Raw genomic sequence first — 16,707 nt, 5'->3', positions numbered from 1 at the left:
TGGCACAAGTGGGCAATGTGACCGGCACAAAAAAGTTCCTGATGCGATTTAGGCATTCAGGAACTTTTTAAAGTGATAGATCATTCATTTTCTTTATATATAAACGGCCACCAGTTGGCTTTGCCGAACGTCCGGACGAGTACCGGGATGAAAAGCGGGAGGACGAACAATGTATACAACAACAGCGCGATGATAATGATAGTGGCAATTTCCATCAACGTTACGACACCGGATGGCATCATGGCAGCGAATGTTCCGCCGAGGATGATCGCCGCCGACATGATGACTGTGCCCATATTTTTCATTGCGGAAAGCATCGCTTCTTTTACAGGTTGACCGCGATATTCATTAAAGCGGTCCATTAGGAAAATACTATAATCCACACCTAGCGCAATGACCATGACGAAACTGAAAAACGGGATCGCCCAGTTAAGTCCGGTATAGCCAAGACCATTGACGAAAATCGCTTCGGAGACGCCGATGGCCGTGAAATACGTTAAGATGAGGGAGGCAATCACATAAATAGGCATGATCAAAGACCGGAAAAGGGTGATGAGGACGATACCGATGCCGATTAACATAAAGCTCGCTGTTCGATTGTAGTCCGCATCAGAGATGTGATCCAGGTCGTGAAAGACGCTTGAGACGCCTCCAACGGCAACGGTGGCGTTTTCAAGGGGCGTACCCTTTGCGGCCCGTTTGACTGCGGCTTTTATGTCTTCGATTTGGTTAAGCGCGGTTTCCGAATACGGATTCACATCAAATACAACATCTATTTTTGTCATTTTCCGATCGCGAGACATGTAGTTGTCAATTGACTGTTGAAAGCTTTTATCTCGAAGCGCTTGGTCGGGAATGTAAAAACCGGCTAAAGAACTGTTCGTTTGGGACAGCTCGTTTAAAAACGTTCCGGCATCATCCAAACCGTCTGATACTTTGTTAAGTCCGTTGACCGCATCATCCAAGCCGCTTGTTAATTTGTCCATTTGTTCACGCATATCGGTAAAACCGCTTTTCAACTGTGACTGAGCGTCGGCAAGGCTGTCAAGCCCTTGAGCCATCGAAGGGAGGTTCTTGATGGCCTGCCCTTCGCCAGCGGCTGCTTGATTTAAACCACTTTGCAATTGGTCAATGCCAGCGATCAGTTTTGTCAAGCCGCTGTTAAACGCTTTTTGTCCCTCGACCAGTTGACGGAATCCACTGTTTGCTTCATCCATTTTAGTGGCGAGTGTTTGCATGCCTTTGTAAAGATCTTGCATGGCTAGAAGCGGGCTTGGAAAATTGAATCCTTTGCCGGTGAGCAGCCAGTTGATCATTCCATAGGCCTGTTTGAAATGATCGTTCTTCATTGCAGCATCATTGTCATTCACATAGTTATCCAAGCTTTGTTTAACAGTGGAAATGCTTTGTGTTAATCCCGTTTGAATGCTTTTGTAATTTTTATTAATGGCTTCAAGACTGTTTTGCATTTGTTCATATCCGCCGAGCAATTGCTGCTGCGAAGATAATAAGCGCTCGGCGTTGGTTTTAAGTTGTGATAGTCCGTTTTTGATGTCACCAGCGCCTGCAGCACCGGATTCAATGCCCTTTTGTATTTTTGTTAATCCGTCTTGGAGTGTTAACACGCCGGTCTTTAAATCGGTGGTTCCGTTTATGAGACGATCGATGCCATCAGCTGCTTTTGTTAATTGTGGGCTCGAATCTTGTAACTTCATACTCGCATCATTCAGCCCTGCAGCAATCTTTTTCACACCGTCATTGGCTTTCTTTAGGCCGTCTTCAAGTGTCTGGGCTTGATTGGGAACGAGAAAATTTTTGATTGGCTCACCGAGCGGCTCGGTCACGCTACGGACGACGGCAACATGGTCGGTCTTTTTGATTTCCTGCGTGATCGCTTCAATGGCTTGTAAGGCTTCTCGGCGATCCATGCGTTCATCGTTTTTTAATACAACGGTCGTTGGCATCGCCTCACCGGAATTAAAATGATCGGCGATAAGATTGAACCCCTTGACAGAGGGATAGTCGTCACCGATTTCTTTCATACTGTTGAAGGACCGCACGTTATCATAAGTCAAGAGAAATGGCAGGGACACACAGGCGACAATCAGTAGCGCAATCAGCGGGCGTTTGAAGGCAAATGCCCCAAGGTTACCCCAAAAACGGCTTTCGCTATGATCGAGCGCTTTGCGCGATGGCCAGAAGAGTTTTGGGCCAAGCACCGACATGAAAAACGGCACAATGGTAAGCAAAGCGACAATCATGACGGCAATCCCTACGGCGACGGCAACAGCCGATTGGTAAATTTTAAAAGTGGATAACCCAATGGCTGAGAAGCCGATCAAAACGGCTAAGCTGCTAAAAAAGACCGTGCGTCCGCCATGTTTGAAAGTGGTGATGATCGCCTCATTGACGGTCTCATGTTTCGGCAATTCTTCACGAAAGCGACTGATCAGTAAGATACAGTAGTCGGTCCCGATGCCAAAGAGCACGGCAACTAGAAAAATTTGCGTAAAGTTGGAGACTGGGAAATTGAACCAGTCAATCAAAAAGGCCACAATCGCTTGTGATACGACAAAGGAAACGCCGACAGAAATCAGCGGAATGAAGGGGGCAATGGCCGACCGGAAAACAATGATGAGCACTAAAAGAATGAAAATGACCGTAAGATATTCGGTTTTATGTACGCCGGATTGCATGCTTTCTTCAGTGTCGTTATTGATCATCCAGTCGCTTGTAAAATAATGATCGACTTTGATATTATCAATCGCCGTATATAAATCGTCCGTTAAAGCCCTCGTATCGCGGTCGTTAGTTTCAATATTCAGGCTGACAAGCATTGTAGTATTGTCTTTTGAAACGAGTTTTTCTTTTAAATTAGGCTGGTTGAATACGCTTATGATATCGGTGATGCCAAGCGATAATTTTTTCCTATCGAGTTGGTTTATGGCTTTTTTTATTTCGGCATGGTCAGCCTTTGATAATCCATGTTTATCATAAAAAACAAGCACAGCCGAAGAGGTTTGACCCGAGCCGTTTTCTTGATTCAAAGCTTTTAACAGGTCACTGGCAACAGATGAACTATAACCTTCAGGAACGGTCGCTTGCCCTTTTTCATGGACAAGGTCGGAAAAATTCGGTTGCGTCATGAGCAATACAGCAATCAAAACGATCCAAGCTGCCATTATCATCCATTTGCCTTTTAACACCATTCTCATTTTAGTCACCCATACTTTCTACGGCCGTTTTGAGCGCAGTGGCCAATTTTTCATAAGTCTGGATAAAGGTTTCAATCTCTTGATCTGTAAAGTGGGCCATGAGGCTGGCGAAATTTTCGTGTATTTTTTTCAGGCTTTCCTCGTAAAAATGAATGCCCTTATCTGTCAAATGCAAATATATGACTCGTCGATCTTTCGTATCCCTCTCGCGACGAACATACCCTTTCTCAACTAAACGATTAATGATGGCGGTCACTGCCCCTTTTTGCACATAAAATTGTTTAGCCAAGTCGGTTGGTGTGCAATTTTCATTTTGCATGATATAGCGGAGCACAAAATGTTGGTCGTACGTCACATTTTCACTAATTTCCTTGCTTATGATAAATTCTGCCCGTTTATGTATGAGAAAGGTAAGGTATTCGTAACGTTGGATGAGATCAATGAATGCCGCGCGGTCCATAAAACCCCCCTCTCAAATAATGATTCAACAATTAAATAGTTCACGAGTTTAACTTTATATAAAATCATCACCCCCGTCAAGTATAAATTGTGATGCATTTAAGTACGCTCTAACCCGTGAAAGGGAGGACGATCAACCGTTTCGCTTGCGGGGGTGTTGGGACTTATTCATTTGCTTTTTCTTGTTATAAAGGTTTTTACTTGTACTGGTAAAAAAAGATCATTTAACAGGAAAATATAAGGATAACTAAGGCTTTGCTTTTGCACCTAATAGGCTTTTGCTGGTAAAAAGAATATCCTTTTTAGTCGAGCAAAAGGGCAATGAAGGCTCTGCCAACACCTGAAAGGTTTGTTAGCAGAGTCATGTTTTCTCAAAGCCGAACGGCTTACATCCGGTGGAATTAATACAACTGTTCGTAAACTTCATTCAGCTGGGCGAGACGTACGGTGTCTTGTTCTTGGTTCGCGTAGTGCATTTCCTTTTTGATTAACTCGGATAAATGCTGAATTTCCTCCTGGCTGAGATGTGCAGCAAAATCTCTCTCACTTGAATAGGTGCTATTTTCAAGTTTATGATAAATTCTGTAGGCCAACTCGTCCTCTTCAATCCAATTGGAGAGCGATTCGCGCAAATAATCCAAAGTATGATCCATCATCATTCCCCTTTTTCCAAGAAATCATGTTCTTTAATACGATCCCACAATCGGTGTAAAAACATGCCCGGATGATGATGGGAAAGGAGAAAGAAAAGTGACTTTAACATTGGATCCGGAAGACAACGTTTGTGATATTGAAGTTTAGGCTATGTTGACGTTTAGCTGGACAAGCCGTGTGAAGGTTTTAGAACTTTCTTTTTGTCGAGGTTTGTTAAGATATTGTAAATTTCCTTGTTTTTATAGGGATAATTGTTAAAATAATTTCGGTTAATGAATTTTTCATTGGGGGCGAGAGTGTGTTTTTTTCTAAAAACGACAAGTTTTTGAATTTGTTGAATCAAATTGCAGTCAATGTTGAGGAGGCAGCGACGTTTTTTGTCGAATATAAAATTCGCTCAACCAAAGACTTGGAGGAATTTTCGCGAACGATGAAGGAATATGAGCGCAAAGGTGATGCGTTCATTCATGAATTGATCGTCGACCTTAACAAAACGTTCATCACTCCGCTTGAACGGGAAGATATTTTATCTTTGGCGATGAAAATGGATGATGTGTTGGACGGTTTTGAACAATGGGCATCCAGGATTGAAATATATCAATTTATCAATCCCCCAGAGAATATGGTTCGGTTTGTTGACCTGTTACTTGCGGCAACAAAAGAAATCAGTGAAGCAGCCAAACATTTGCAACGGCGCAAATTGTTAAATATCCGTTCACACGTCATTAAAATCAATGATTATGAATCCCAATGCGATGACATGCATCAGGAATGCATACGTGATTTATTCTTAAAGGAAAAAGATCCGATCAACATTATTAAATATAAAGAACTATATGAAATGCTTGAAGCCATTGCGGATGACTGCGAAGATGTCGCTAATACTCTGGAAACGATTATCATGCGTAATGCATAAAGGGGTTTACCGATGGATTCTGTGCTGATTCTCACCATTTTGATTGTTTTGTTTGCCCTTGTATTTGACTTTATTAACGGTTTTCATGACACAGCAAACACGATTGCCACATCGGTATCGACGCGGGCTTTACCTCCGCGCCTAGCCATCATTTTTGCGGCGTGTGCGAATTTTTTTGGCGCGCTACTTTTCACTGGGGTTGCACAAACGATCGGAAAAGGCATCATCGATCCACTCCATGTCGAAAACGGCACCACGCTTGTTTTGGCGGCGCTGCTTTCTGCGATCGTTTGGAATTTGCTCACTTGGTATTTTGGCATCCCAAGCAGCTCGTCACATGCGCTTATTGGCTCACTAGCCGGATCCGGCATCGCGGCCCTTGGTATAAATGGCATTAATTTTTCGGGTTTTTTGAGCATCATTGAAGCTTTGGTGTTTTCGCCGATCATTGCTCTTGCCCTTGGTTTTATCATAATGACGATTTTTTCGATTGTTTTTCGCCGGTTTCCGTTATCAAAAACCAATCGAGGGTTTCGCATTGTCCAAATTTTTACGGCGGCTCTGCAATCGTTCAGCCATGGCACCAATGATGCCCAAAAGTCCATGGGAATCATTACTTTAGCGCTCTTCGCTTCGGGTTTTTTGCCGAACATGGAGACGATCCCCATGTGGGTGCGCATCGCCTGTGCGGCAGCGATGGGGCTTGGCACATCGATAGGCGGTTGGAAAATTATTAAAACAGTCGGTGGTAAAATCATGAAAATCCGCCCGGTCAACGGTGCGGCAGCGGACATCTCTTCAGCCATTATTATTTTCGGTTTTACGAACCTGCATTTACCTGTCAGTTCAACACATGTTATTTCTTCCTCGATTATGGGGGTCGGTTCAGCTGAACGGGTGAAGGGCGTGAAATGGGGAACGGCGATCAACATCGTCCTGACATGGATTATTACCTTGCCTGTGACTGTTGTTCTTGGAGCTATTTTCTACGAGTTATTGCATTTATTTCTCTAATGTCATTCTGGCTTTATGAAGGCCGTTATGGCTGTGAATGATCAACTCAAGCGTTCAGAGTGTGAAGTTTGTCCTTCTTAGGAGGGACAAGCTTTTTTTATATGATAGATTCGGATCTTGGGTTCATGCGACCTTTACATCGCTGACATGTCGTTTCGCGAAGCTTGTCAGTTTCAAGGCTATCAATGGGATTTATTCGGTGGGGAGCTTTTCCATAAAGGTTTTTCCAAAATGGGCCGCATGTTTTTAATAAATGAAACTAGCTCCTGATCGACCGATGGTTCTTCGAGGTCATCGAGCATGAAAGTAAGGATTTCTCCTTTTTTCCAGTCCATGACGACGAGGCGCATCGCACCGCCGACCCACTGACGCTCCATCACGGAAAAACGGTTGTCCATGACGGTCATCCTTTCCGATCAAATCATCATTACTCATTGTAATACGAATATATGTTCCTGTCAAAAAGCTAAAACGATAAGGCTTAGTATATTCCAAAAGTAGATTCATAACCGTTTAGTTTGAACGATCGCGCATGACGCATGTTTCTAGGGATTGAAAGAGGCTTATCTTTTTTCTATCGCCCCATCTTGTCAAGGGTTTGTAGGGAATCATCCCCCCTTAAAAAAAGGGGTTGTTGCGAATACATCCAACGTGCGGTTAAAAGGTGATATGTTATAGTTGTAAAGGAATGAACGTTTCCATCCATCTGTGATAAACTGTTATTAGGGGATGAAAGGGCTTACAATTGCTCTTGAATAAAGGGGATGAAACTCATGGCAAGATTAACTACGGAAGATGTTCTGAATAAGGACATCATGGATTTAATCATTCCTTCTGATGTTGTCGCTCATGTCCAAACGATTAATCCGTTGGAGCATGCGCTACTCGTTTTAGTGAAAACCGGATATTCCGCCGTTCCGGTCTTGGATATCGACAATAAACTTAAGGGCATCATCAGCAAAACGATGATTTTGAACAATATTTTCGGCATTGAACGCATTGAATTTGAAAAATTAAGCAAGAGAAAAGTGCAAGAGGTGATGAAGGCCGACATTCCAATTTTGAAGGTTCATGACGATTTTCTAACGGCCTTAAAACTCTCCATTGACCAAACTTTTCTCTGCGTGGAAGATGAGGAAGGGTTTTTTAAAGGGATTTTGCCGCGAAGCGCTTTGCTTAAGTATTTGAATCATTTTTTGCAAGATCAAAAACACGCCAAAGTCAGCCTGAAATAGGCTGGCTTTTTTATTCATGAAAAATAAAGGTGACCCGTTTCTTGGGTCACCCGTATCAGATAGACGTATTCCGAGAAATAAATTCCATGCGATTGCCAAATGGGTCGCGAATGGAAAACCGCTCCGCACCGGGAATAGGCTTTTCTTCATTGATGGTAAATCCATGGTTCTCCAATAATGTACGCATGGCTTGAATGTCATCCACACGAAAGGCGACATGCCGTTTTCCTTTTTCTTGGTTCATCTTCTCGGTCCCTATATGCAACTCCAAATCGCCGACCTGATACCAAACGCCGCCGTTCGCTTTGAGGGTGTCGGGTTTTTCAATTTCTTGAAGCCCGAGCAGTCCGCCATAAAAGTTTCGGGCTTTTTCTTCTTCACCGATTGGAATGCAAATTTGCACGTGATCGATGCCACGTATTTTTGTCATGATAGAATCCCCCTTATCAGATTTTCTCCAAGTAATTGTATGATGAGTAAAATAACGACAACGCGCATTAAGTGATGAACGACTTTTTTAGACATTTTCGGTGCGATAAATATAGCGATCTGACCACCGATGATGCCCCCTATTGTGATGGCAAAAGCAACACTCCATATCATGTCTCCTGAAAAAATATAGGTCACAACCGCTCCCAATCCACTCGCTAACGTATTGGCCCGGGTTAAACCAATTGTTTTTAAATAATCAATACCTTTTCTTGACAAGAAGTGCATGAGTAAGGATCCTTGGCCAGGGCCAAATGCGCCATTATAAACCCCAATGCCGAAATAAATCGGCATGAGTCCTTTTGGGTTTTTCGAAGCGCTATTCCGAGACGCCTCATTCGGTTTTACAAAAGACAGAACCAAAACAAAAACGAGCAAGAAGATCGCAATAGTCTTCATCAATGGTTCGGGGATGGAAGTTGTAATCAGCCCACCGATCACGCCGGCGATTAAGCCGATCGGGCCGCCTTTTAAAATATCGCTTACAGCAATTTTCCTTTGTTTAACAAGCGTGATTAAACTGGTTGTTGAAGAGATGGCATTGGACAGCTTATTAGCTGAAATGGTTGAATGGACCGGAACGCCTAAAAGCAGCATCGCTGGAAATGTAATCAACCCGCCGCTGCCGACTAATGTACCGATGAACTGGGAAGAGAGTCCAACGAAAAATAAGGTTATCAATAGTTCCATAAGATCACTTCCGTTTTTATCAAAATTTTTCTGTAATCATCATATAACGATAGAATTGAAAAGAAAATTCAATTATAATAATCATAAAGCATAAGAAAAACTTATTAAAAAGGGGCTGGAACATGCAAAGAACCGATTTGCAAATCATTGTTGTCCTTGCCGAGGAACGGAATATGCGCAAAGCCGCCGAGCGTTTATTTGTTTCCCAACCGGCGCTCAGCCAGCGCTTGCAGACGATTGAAGATAGTTGGGGGACGACCTTGTTTATTCGCTCAAAGCGGGGGCTTGAAATCACACCTGAAGGGGAAAAAATCGCGGCGTTTGCTAAACGGTTTTTGGATGAAGAAAATCGCCTTAAAGAAGAAATCTATTCCAATGAAGGGGAGATTTTTGGCACGCTGAAACTGGCGGTGACATCGATCGTTGGTCAGTACTGGTTACCCAACATGTTGAAGATCTTTGTCAGCCGGTATCCGCAAGTGAAAATTTCACTGACGACAGGTTGGTCCAGTGAAATTCTTCACCATATGTACGACCATGATACGCATGTCGGCATCCTGCGCGGCGAGATTAAATGGAAAGGCCCTAAAATTCATTTATTCGAAGATGTTTTGCATCTTGTTGATACGGAAATTTCGTCATTCAGTGAATTGGAACATTGCCAGCGCCCTTTTATCCAATTCAAAAGCGATTCGTCCTATTACCAAGAAATCCAGGATTGGTGGTACAATCATTTTAAAAAACCGCCGGAGCGGACGATTGTTGTCGACCAAATCGATACATGTAAACAAATGGCGATGAATGGCATTGGGTATGCGATTTTGCCATCGATTAGTTTAACGGAAAAGGACAAAGGCATTTATAAAATTCCGCTTTCCGATAAAACGGGAAAGGCGATTAAGCGGGATACATGGCTGATTACCCATGAGGATGTCCTGAATTTGCGACAAGTTAAAGCGTTTATTGATTTAGTCAAACATAACCCATGAACTTATGCTTTTGGAACTTCCACGCGTTTTGTTTAGAGCGTTTTAGGTGGATTATGTTAAAATGTAACTGTTTTTCGAGATCGAACGATGAAGGAGAGTATGAACGTGAACATGATGGATGCCAATGAAATTATACAATTTATCTCAAATAGCAAAAAATCAACCCCTGTTAAAGTTTATGTGAAGGGTCGTCTCGAACACGTGGATTTCGGGACTGGTTCGAAAGCATTTATTAACGGAACGACTGGTGTCGTTTTTGGCGAGTGGGCAACCATTAAGGAAGCCTTAGATACATATGCCGAACACATTGATGATTATGTCGTGGAAAACGACCGCCGGAACTCGGCTATTCCCATGCTTGATCTTAAAAATATTGAAGCGCGCATCGAGCCAGGGGCGATCATCCGTGAACAAGTCGAGATTGGGAAAAACGCCGTCATCATGATGGGAGCCGTGATTAACATCGGCGCCGTCGTCGGGGAAGGCACCATGATTGACATGAACGCGGTTCTCGGCGGACGAGCAACCGTAGGTAAAAACTGTCATGTTGGTGCCGGAGCCGTGCTCGCTGGTGTCATTGAGCCACCGTCCGCTCAGCCTGTTATATTGGAAGATAACGTTTTAATCGGGGCGAATGCGGTCGTGCTTGAAGGTGTAAAAATTGGTGAAGGCGCCGTGGTTGCCGCCGGTGCCGTTGTCATTGAGGACGTTCCGCCTTACACGGTCGTCGCAGGAACCCCGGCACGGGTGATTAAAAAAATTGATGAGAAGACCCGTTCGAAAACAGAAATCAAACAGGAGTTACGCAAGCTATAAACAAAACTCCTGACTGAAATATAAAACGTTGAAGCACAATGGCCGTTTTTCCCAAAGGCTGAAAAACGGTCCTCTCGATTTTAGGCGAGAAATGGAGGAGGGGGCAGGAATGGATCTCATTAAAGTCCGGCGCGCTTTTCATGAAATTCCGGAACCAGGGTTTCAAGAGGTGAAAACGCAGAAACTCATCTTGGAACTTTTAAAAACCATGCCCAATCAAGCGGGAATGGATATTAAAACATGGAAGACGGGTGTGCTCGTTAAAATTAAAGGGAGTGCACCATCTAAAACGATTGGGTACCGGACCGACATGGACGGTTTACCCATTAAAGAGATGACCGGCCTTCCTTTCCGCTCCCGACATGAAGGGTATATGCATGCATGTGGCCATGATCTGCACATGACGATTGCCCTCGGCATGATTGAAAAATTGCTACAACAACAACCAAAGGATGATGTCGTCGTTCTTTTTCAACCCGCCGAAGAAGGCCCGGGCGGAGCGCTCCCCATGTTACAGAGTGAAGCCTTCCGCTCTTGGAAACCGGATGTTATTTTTGCCTTGCATATTGCCCCGGAATATCCCACAGGGGTTGTGGCCATAAGAAAAGGGATTTTATTTGCCAATACATCCGAACTTTTTATTGATTTTATTGGGAGAGGGGGGCATGCGGCTTACCCGCATTTGGCCAATGACATGGTCATCAGTGCCTCCCACTTCGTCATGGGGTTACAAACCATTGTATCTCGGCGCGTCAATCCGATCGATTCAGCCGTCATCACTATTGGAAAAATCATTGGCGGAACAAAGCAAAATGTCATTGCCGGGAGCGCTCGTCTGGAAGGAACGATCCGCGCGCTCAACCCTGAGACAATGGAGATGGTTAAGCGGGAAATTGAAGCTCATGCCAAGGCAATTGAGCTGGCTTATCATTGCCAAACAAAGATCGATTATGGTTCGAACTATTATCAGGTATTTAACCATGTCGACGAAACGGAGCAGTTTATCGCTTATTGCCAAGCAGAAGGCCACGAATGGCGCGAATGCCAGGAAGCGATGACCGGTGAGGATTTCGGATTTTTCCTTAAAGAAATCCCTGGTTTTATGTTTTGGCTTGGTGTGAATTCGAAGGCGGGCTTGCATGAAGCGACATTGCAACCCGACGAAGCGGCCATCGCCAAAGGGGTAGACATAGTAAGCGGCTTTATCCTCAATGGAAGTGTGTAATGCCTTTTGTACTAAAGGGATGACGTGGTTCTGACGTATAATAAAAACCTCCCGTTGCCAAACTAGGGGTATGACCCTGATCCATCAGGGGATGCGGAAGTCGAGTCTTGAGACTCGGCGAAGATCGATTCGGGAGGTGTGAAGATGGCTCGAGTGGCCGTTGAGGAATCATTAACCAATGTCAGTGAAGCGCTAAAAGCAAAAGGTTACGAGGTAGTCAAGCTAAAAAACGAAGAGGATGCCAAAGGGTGTGATTGTTGTGTCATCACTGGACAAGACGCCAATGTGATGGGCATCCAAAACTTTGTTTCAGAAGGTGCGGTGATTGATGCCAGCGGCATGAGTGCTGATGAAATTTGTAAAGAAGTAGAAGAGCGCATTAAACATTAACGGTTAAGAAGGTTGACTCAATGGGTGTTCGACCGAGCCTAGGCATAGCTATTCGTTAAGGCTCGACAAATAGCCCAGTGTGTCGACCTTATTTTATATTGGTTGGAAAGTATCAATTTTTAACACGACCATAAGGGCAACTAAGGCTACGTTTTCGCCTTAGAGGCTTGGTAGAGCCATATATTATTAACTTTTTAGCGTTTACTGTTTTAATCGGTGGGTATAAATAAGAAAAAGTTAATTGATAATGAAGAAAGAATAATTTGTGACAGTATAACGAAATTAATGTCAAATAATTATATTAACTATCCTTTTAAATTGACTTAAAAGTAGAAGTTTGACTATAATTACTTACGTATTCTATATGAGGGCTGTCGAATCATTGGATATTACATAGGGCAGCTAAATAAAAAGATTTCGCATCAGGAGGGACAAAGCATGCCAGAACGCATGGTAGGTAAACAAGCACCGCGTTTTGAAATGGACGCAGTCATGCCGAACAAAGAGTTTGGCAAAGTCAGCTTGGAAGAAAACATGAAAAACGATAAGTGGACGGTTCTCTTTTTCTATCCAATGGACTTTACCTTCGTCTGTCCGACTGAAATTACCGCGATGAGCGACCGCTATGAAGAATTTGAAGATTTGGATGCTGTCGTCATCGGTGCTTCGACAGATACGGTACACACACATTTGGCTTGGATCAACACACCGCGTGATAAAAACGGCCTTGGAGATATCAAATATCCGCTCGCTGCCGACCATAATCAAGAAGTTGCCCGCAAATACGGCATTCTGATTGAAGAAGAAGGGGTAGCGCTTCGCGGACTGTTCATTATTGACCCTGAAGGGGAATTGAAATATCAAGTTGTTCATGATAATAACATTGGCAGAAGCGTTGATGAAGTATTACGTGTCTTACAAGCTCTGCAAACCGGCGGTCTGTGCCCAGCGAACTGGAAACCTGGCGAAGCGACGTTACAAGTATAACGTCCTGCATCAATCGTCTTACCTGTCCATTGAAGACGGGTGGGACGATTTTTTTGTACCCGTAAGACAGGCCAACCATTTTTCCGCAAAGATAGGGGCAACGAAGGTGTGCCTACACTTAAGAGGCTTGGTAGCCAAGATTTCTTTGGCTGAGCCTGGCAGTGCCAAGCTGTCTTTAAAGGTGAAAATACACGAGCGTTTCTATGCCCATTTTTATGAAAAAATTAAAAAGGGATAAAAATAAAAGCATTTTCGCAAAAACAAAAGATATTATAAGTTTTTACTCGTTTAATGAAAGCATACGGCTTAAAACGTCTAATAATTGCCGAATTTCGGGCGTTTAATATATGGTACAATGTTTCGAAATCCGTTATATTTAGTGATGTTACTATTCGAAGCGATTCAGATAGGTGGTGGCAGCATGGATACCTTTCGACGGTTGAAGAATTTTTATTGGCCTCATAAAAAGTATCTTTTCGGATCTTTATTGTTTTTACTCATCGTTACCGGGGCCACGGTTTGTTATCCGATTGTTTTGCAGCAGACGATTGATAAAGGGATCAAGGGTCAAAACTTCGGGTACGCATCCATCCTGGCTTTTGGTTTCATCTTAATCATGGCGATCAAAGGGGTGGCCGCATATTTTCAGCAATATTGGGGAAATTTGTTCGGCATTAGCTCGGTTTATGAGCTCAGAAAAGCCTTATACCGCAAGCTTCAATATTTGCCGTTTCGCTATTACGATAATGCCCATACCGGTGATTTAATGTCACGGTTAACGGCAGATGTTGAAGGATTTCGCTTCTTTTTGTCCTTTGGCTTTTCACAACTCTTTAACTTTATTTTGATCGTCAGCTTTTCCCTCGTTATCATGTTTTCGTATTCGGTGCCGCTTGCCGTCGTGACACTTCTTATGACGCCGTTTCTCGCTGTGACCGTCTACAGCTTTGATAAAAAGGTGCACCCAGCCTTTCGCGCCATTCGGAAATCGATGGGGCGCATGAATACGCGCGTACAGGAAAATGTCAGCGGCATGAATACCGTCAAGGCCATGGCCCAGGAAGCCAAAGAAATTGAACGGTTTGAATGGAACAACACCGATTACAAAGATAAACAAATCTATACATCGACGTTATGGGCAAAATATTTTCCGTTCATGGAGTTTATTGGGAACATTTGCGTTGTCGTCCTGCTGGGGTTGGGCGGTACATTTGTGATCCGCGGGGAGATGAAGCCCGGGGAACTCGTCGCTTTCTTCAGTTTGGTCTGGTACATCATGGGGCCGTTAATGGAATTAGGATTCATGGTGAACCAATTCTCACAAGCCAAAGCATCCGGGGAACGGCTCCTGCAAATTTTAGATGAACCCATTGAAATTGCGTCTCCGGAAAATCCTATTGAGACGGATCGGCTTCTGGGCAGCGTGGAATTCCGGCATGTCTATTTAAAATATCCGAATGAAGAAAGTTATGCGCTAAAAGATATTACCTTCCGCGCTCGGCCCGGCCAAGTCATCGGATTGATGGGGGCGACGGGCTCAGGCAAATCAAGTATTACCCGTTTGATCGCACGGTTTTACGATGCCACAAGCGGAGAAATCCTTTTGGATGGCGAATCGGTTAAAAATTACTCATTGAAGACTTTAAGAAAAAACATCGGTTTCGTCCAGCAAGAGACGTTTTTGTTCTCATCCACGATTCGCGATAATATCGCTTATGGCAATCCGGATGCAACGGATGAAGAAATCATCGATGCAGCTAAACGCGCTCAAGCCCATGACTTTATCTCAGAATTGCCTAATGGTTATGACACGATCCTCGGTGAACGCGGATTAGGGCTCTCTGGGGGGCAAAAACAGCGGATCGCGATTGCCAGAGCGCTTTTAATCAATCCGAGCATTCTAATCTTGGACGATGCCACAAGTGCTGTCGATATGCAGACGGAAGCTAAAATTCAAATGGCCTTCCGAGAGCTCATGCGCGGGCGCACGACGTTTATCATTGCGCACCGCATTTCATCCGTGCGCCATGCCGATGAAATTTTAGTGTTAAAAGACGGGCAAATCGCAGAACGCGGCGTCCATGAAGACTTGATCCAAAACCCGAATGGCTTATATCGCAGAATTTATGACATTCAATATAAAGACCACGAGCAATTGAAAACACAACAGAACGCATAAAAGGGGGGGAAGCTCATGCCATTGGAAAAGCCGGAATCGAAAGCACTGGAAACCCGGCAGCGTTTCTACTATTCGTCGGACCGGATTATCGAAAAACCGTTCAACTGGGCACAAATGGCCCGTTTGCTTCAGTATTTAAAGCCGTATGCGAAGACGTTGCTGCCGGGGGCGATTATCGCTTTATTAATCGGTACAGCCATACGGCTTACGGTTCCGATTTTAATAGGGGTTTATGCTTTCGATCGCGTCATTAAACATCAAGATATTCACGGCCTTTATTGGCTTGTCGGAACGATCGCTGTGTTATATTTTCTTTCATATTTGAGCAACTATTTTCGGATCCGTTTGACGAACATCTTAGGGCAATATGTGATTTTTGACATTAGAAAACATCTTTTCAATCATGTCCAATACTTGTCCAATCGCTTTTTTGATTCGCGTTCAGCCGGCTCCATTCTCGTTCGGATCATCAATGACGTCAATAGCCTGCAAGACTTGTTTACAAACGGGGTCATTAACACGCTGACCGACTTGTTAATGCTTTGCGGGATCATCGTCATTTTGTTTTCCTTGAGCTGGCAATTGGCGATTGCGGTAATGCTCGTCATTCCGCTGATGTTTTTCTTATCGACGAAGTTCCGAAGAAAAATTCGCAGGGCATGGCAACTTGTCCGTCTCAAACAATCGAAACTGAATTCGCATTTAAATGAAAGCATCCAAGGGATCCGCGTCACGCAATCCTTTAATCAAGAAGTCAATAACCGGGCGTTTTTTGATGTTGTGAATACCGAAGTCTTTGAAACATGGCGGAGTGCGACGCAAAAAAACGCCGTCTTCCGTCCGTTTGTTGAAATGGCGAATGCCATCGGTAGCGCTATTTTGATTTGGTTCGGGGCGTTTTTAATCATTCATTCCCATCTGACGACCGGTATCTTTGTCTCATTTGCCTTCTATTTGGGCATGTTTTGGGATCCCATATCCCGGTTGGGGCAAACGTATAACCAGTTACTCGTTGCCATGGCTTCGTCGGAACGCATTTTTGAATTTCTTGACGAACGGCCGAATGTGCGCGATGCCCAAGAACCTGTTAGCATGGATGGGATTAAAGGAACGATAGACTTCGAGGATGTCCGCTTTACTTAGGGACTACTGAACAACCTACATTTTGATCAAAAGCTTACCACTCGCAGTTTGTGACATGAAAATACCTGACGAATGATCAAGTGAAAAAAGGAAAAAAAAGTATCCCGAAGGATCTTTTCAAGGTTCATAACCAGAAACTGCAGGGCAATGACGGTTTCACTTGTCTGTCGAAGGCGTGCTCGAATAAGACCAAGCCCATATGTACGCTTGCCCTCGCCAAATTTGCCTTCGACGGCGTTCCGATCCAAGGCGTCCTGGTATTCTATTCGTTTTTGGGCGCTGTCTTCCTCACTGTCTTTTAAAGGC

The 16,707-nt window shown here is 44.0% G+C and carries 16 protein-coding genes and 1 pseudogene; 10 read left to right on the top strand and 7 right to left on the bottom strand.

The annotated features are described in order from the left end of the window. Positions 1-80: 80 nt before the first annotated feature. From H532_RS0103155 to H532_RS0103145, 3 genes are all read right to left on the bottom strand, one after another. Positions 81-3,215 (bottom strand): MMPL family transporter, encoded by a 3,135-nt coding sequence (locus H532_RS0103155; RefSeq protein WP_027724279.1) that lies wholly within the window; start codon positions 3,213-3,215, stop codon positions 81-83. Between the two features lies 1 nt (position 3,216). Further along, positions 3,217-3,675: a MarR family winged helix-turn-helix transcriptional regulator gene (locus H532_RS0103150; RefSeq protein ID WP_027724278.1), complete on the bottom strand. Its 459-nt coding sequence runs from the start codon at positions 3,673-3,675 to the stop codon at positions 3,217-3,219. 400 nt (positions 3,676-4,075) lie between these two features. Beyond that, positions 4,076-4,327, bottom strand: coding sequence for a hypothetical protein (locus tag H532_RS0103145; RefSeq protein ID WP_027724277.1), 252 nt, complete (start codon positions 4,325-4,327; stop codon positions 4,076-4,078). A 299-nt stretch (positions 4,328-4,626) separates the two neighbouring features. Between H532_RS0103145 and H532_RS0103140 the strand changes: the two genes are divergently transcribed. Both H532_RS0103140 and H532_RS0103135 read left to right on the top strand, forming a co-directional pair. Further along, a complete protein-coding gene (locus H532_RS0103140) occupies positions 4,627-5,244 on the top strand; it encodes a DUF47 domain-containing protein (protein ID WP_027724276.1) in 618 nt (205 codons plus the stop codon). Between the two features lie 12 nt (positions 5,245-5,256). After that, positions 5,257-6,258: an inorganic phosphate transporter gene (locus H532_RS0103135; RefSeq protein WP_027724275.1), complete on the top strand. Its 1,002-nt coding sequence runs from the start codon at positions 5,257-5,259 to the stop codon at positions 6,256-6,258. A 182-nt stretch (positions 6,259-6,440) separates the two neighbouring features. Here the strand turns inward: H532_RS0103135 and H532_RS0103130 are convergent, their stop codons facing one another. Continuing rightward, positions 6,441-6,656: a hypothetical protein gene (locus H532_RS0103130; protein ID WP_027724274.1), complete on the bottom strand. Its 216-nt coding sequence runs from the start codon at positions 6,654-6,656 to the stop codon at positions 6,441-6,443. A 375-nt stretch (positions 6,657-7,031) separates the two neighbouring features. On the opposite strand from H532_RS0103130, the gene cbpB reads away from it, so the two are divergent. After that, the gene (cbpB, locus tag H532_RS0103125; protein ID WP_027724273.1) at positions 7,032-7,493 is read left to right on the top strand and encodes a cyclic-di-AMP-binding protein CbpB; all 462 of its coding nucleotides are present in this window, start codon (positions 7,032-7,034) and stop codon (positions 7,491-7,493) included. Positions 7,494-7,548: 55 nt separating this feature from the next. Here cbpB and H532_RS0103120 read toward each other — a convergent pair whose 3' ends face one another. Together H532_RS0103120 and H532_RS0103115 are read right to left on the bottom strand one after the other, a co-directional pair. Further along, entirely contained in the window at positions 7,549-7,923 is a 375-nt protein-coding gene (locus H532_RS0103120) for a VOC family protein (protein WP_027724272.1), read from the bottom strand. Further along, positions 7,920-8,672 carry a sulfite exporter TauE/SafE family protein gene (locus H532_RS0103115; protein WP_027724271.1) on the bottom strand — a complete coding sequence of 251 codons (753 nt, stop codon included), beginning with the start codon at positions 8,670-8,672 and terminating at the stop codon, positions 7,920-7,922. The genes H532_RS0103120 and H532_RS0103115 overlap by 4 nt, the downstream gene beginning before the upstream one ends. 122 nt (positions 8,673-8,794) lie before the next feature. Between H532_RS0103115 and H532_RS0103110 the strand changes: the two genes are divergently transcribed. The 7 genes and pseudogenes from H532_RS0103110 to H532_RS17675 form a co-directional block, all read left to right on the top strand. After that, complete coding sequence (locus tag H532_RS0103110) at positions 8,795-9,661, top strand: transcriptional regulator CcpC (protein ID WP_027724270.1); 867 nt, start codon at positions 8,795-8,797, stop codon at positions 9,659-9,661. 105 nt (positions 9,662-9,766) lie between these two features. Next, positions 9,767-10,477, top strand: coding sequence for a 2,3,4,5-tetrahydropyridine-2,6-dicarboxylate N-acetyltransferase (gene dapD / locus H532_RS0103105; RefSeq protein ID WP_027724269.1), 711 nt, complete (start codon positions 9,767-9,769; stop codon positions 10,475-10,477). Positions 10,478-10,586: 109 nt separating this feature from the next. After that, on the top strand, positions 10,587-11,702 hold the full coding sequence (locus H532_RS0103100) for an N-acetyldiaminopimelate deacetylase (protein ID WP_027724268.1): 1,116 nt from the start codon (positions 10,587-10,589) through the stop codon (positions 11,700-11,702). Between the two features lie 144 nt (positions 11,703-11,846). Then, positions 11,847-12,092: a YkuS family protein gene (locus tag H532_RS0103095; RefSeq protein ID WP_027724267.1), complete on the top strand. Its 246-nt coding sequence runs from the start codon at positions 11,847-11,849 to the stop codon at positions 12,090-12,092. A gap of 438 nt (positions 12,093-12,530) precedes the next feature. Continuing rightward, positions 12,531-13,079: a peroxiredoxin gene (locus H532_RS0103090; RefSeq protein ID WP_027724266.1), complete on the top strand. Its 549-nt coding sequence runs from the start codon at positions 12,531-12,533 to the stop codon at positions 13,077-13,079. A gap of 421 nt (positions 13,080-13,500) precedes the next feature. After that, the gene (locus H532_RS0103080; RefSeq protein ID WP_027724265.1) at positions 13,501-15,258 is read left to right on the top strand and encodes an ABC transporter ATP-binding protein; all 1,758 of its coding nucleotides are present in this window, start codon (positions 13,501-13,503) and stop codon (positions 15,256-15,258) included. 15 nt (positions 15,259-15,273) lie between these two features. Then, positions 15,274-16,398: pseudogene (locus H532_RS17675) on the top strand (ABC transporter transmembrane domain-containing protein); the annotation flags it as partial. A gap of 29 nt (positions 16,399-16,427) precedes the next feature. On the opposite strand, the gene H532_RS17670 reads toward H532_RS17675, so the two are convergent. Further along, the coding region (locus tag H532_RS17670; protein WP_027724264.1) for a transposase at positions 16,428-16,707 on the bottom strand (280 nt) is incomplete at its 5' end.

The organism is Tuberibacillus calidus DSM 17572 (genome assembly GCF_000430685.1).
Classification (GTDB): domain Bacteria; phylum Bacillota; class Bacilli; order Bacillales; family Sporolactobacillaceae; genus Tuberibacillus; species Tuberibacillus calidus.
Note: the sequence above shows the minus strand (reverse complement) of the source record. Positions and strands in the feature narration are given on the sequence as shown.

Bases quoted from the DNA above. Each gene is read 5' to 3' on its own strand.
- H532_RS0103080 (WP_027724265.1), top strand. From the start codon at position 13,501: ATGGATACCTTTCGACGGTTGAAGAATTTTTATTGGCCTCATAAAAAG.
- H532_RS0103110 (WP_027724270.1), top strand. From the start codon at position 8,795: ATGCAAAGAACCGATTTGCAAATCATTGTTGTCCTTGCCGAGGAACGG.
- cbpB (WP_027724273.1), top strand. From the start codon at position 7,032: ATGGCAAGATTAACTACGGAAGATGTTCTGAATAAGGACATCATGGAT.
- H532_RS0103120 (WP_027724272.1), bottom strand. From the start codon at position 7,923: ATGACAAAAATACGTGGCATCGATCACGTGCAAATTTGCATTCCAATC.
- H532_RS0103155 (WP_027724279.1), bottom strand. From the start codon at position 3,215: ATGAGAATGGTGTTAAAAGGCAAATGGATGATAATGGCAGCTTGGATC.
- H532_RS0103135 (WP_027724275.1), top strand. From the start codon at position 5,257: ATGGATTCTGTGCTGATTCTCACCATTTTGATTGTTTTGTTTGCCCTT.
- H532_RS0103100 (WP_027724268.1), top strand. From the start codon at position 10,587: ATGGATCTCATTAAAGTCCGGCGCGCTTTTCATGAAATTCCGGAACCA.
- H532_RS0103090 (WP_027724266.1), top strand. From the start codon at position 12,531: ATGCCAGAACGCATGGTAGGTAAACAAGCACCGCGTTTTGAAATGGAC.
- H532_RS0103095 (WP_027724267.1), top strand. From the start codon at position 11,847: ATGGCTCGAGTGGCCGTTGAGGAATCATTAACCAATGTCAGTGAAGCG.
- H532_RS0103145 (WP_027724277.1), bottom strand. From the start codon at position 4,327: ATGGATCATACTTTGGATTATTTGCGCGAATCGCTCTCCAATTGGATT.
- H532_RS0103150 (WP_027724278.1), bottom strand. From the start codon at position 3,675: ATGGACCGCGCGGCATTCATTGATCTCATCCAACGTTACGAATACCTT.
- H532_RS0103115 (WP_027724271.1), bottom strand. From the start codon at position 8,672: ATGGAACTATTGATAACCTTATTTTTCGTTGGACTCTCTTCCCAGTTC.
- H532_RS0103130 (WP_027724274.1), bottom strand. From the start codon at position 6,656: ATGGACAACCGTTTTTCCGTGATGGAGCGTCAGTGGGTCGGCGGTGCG.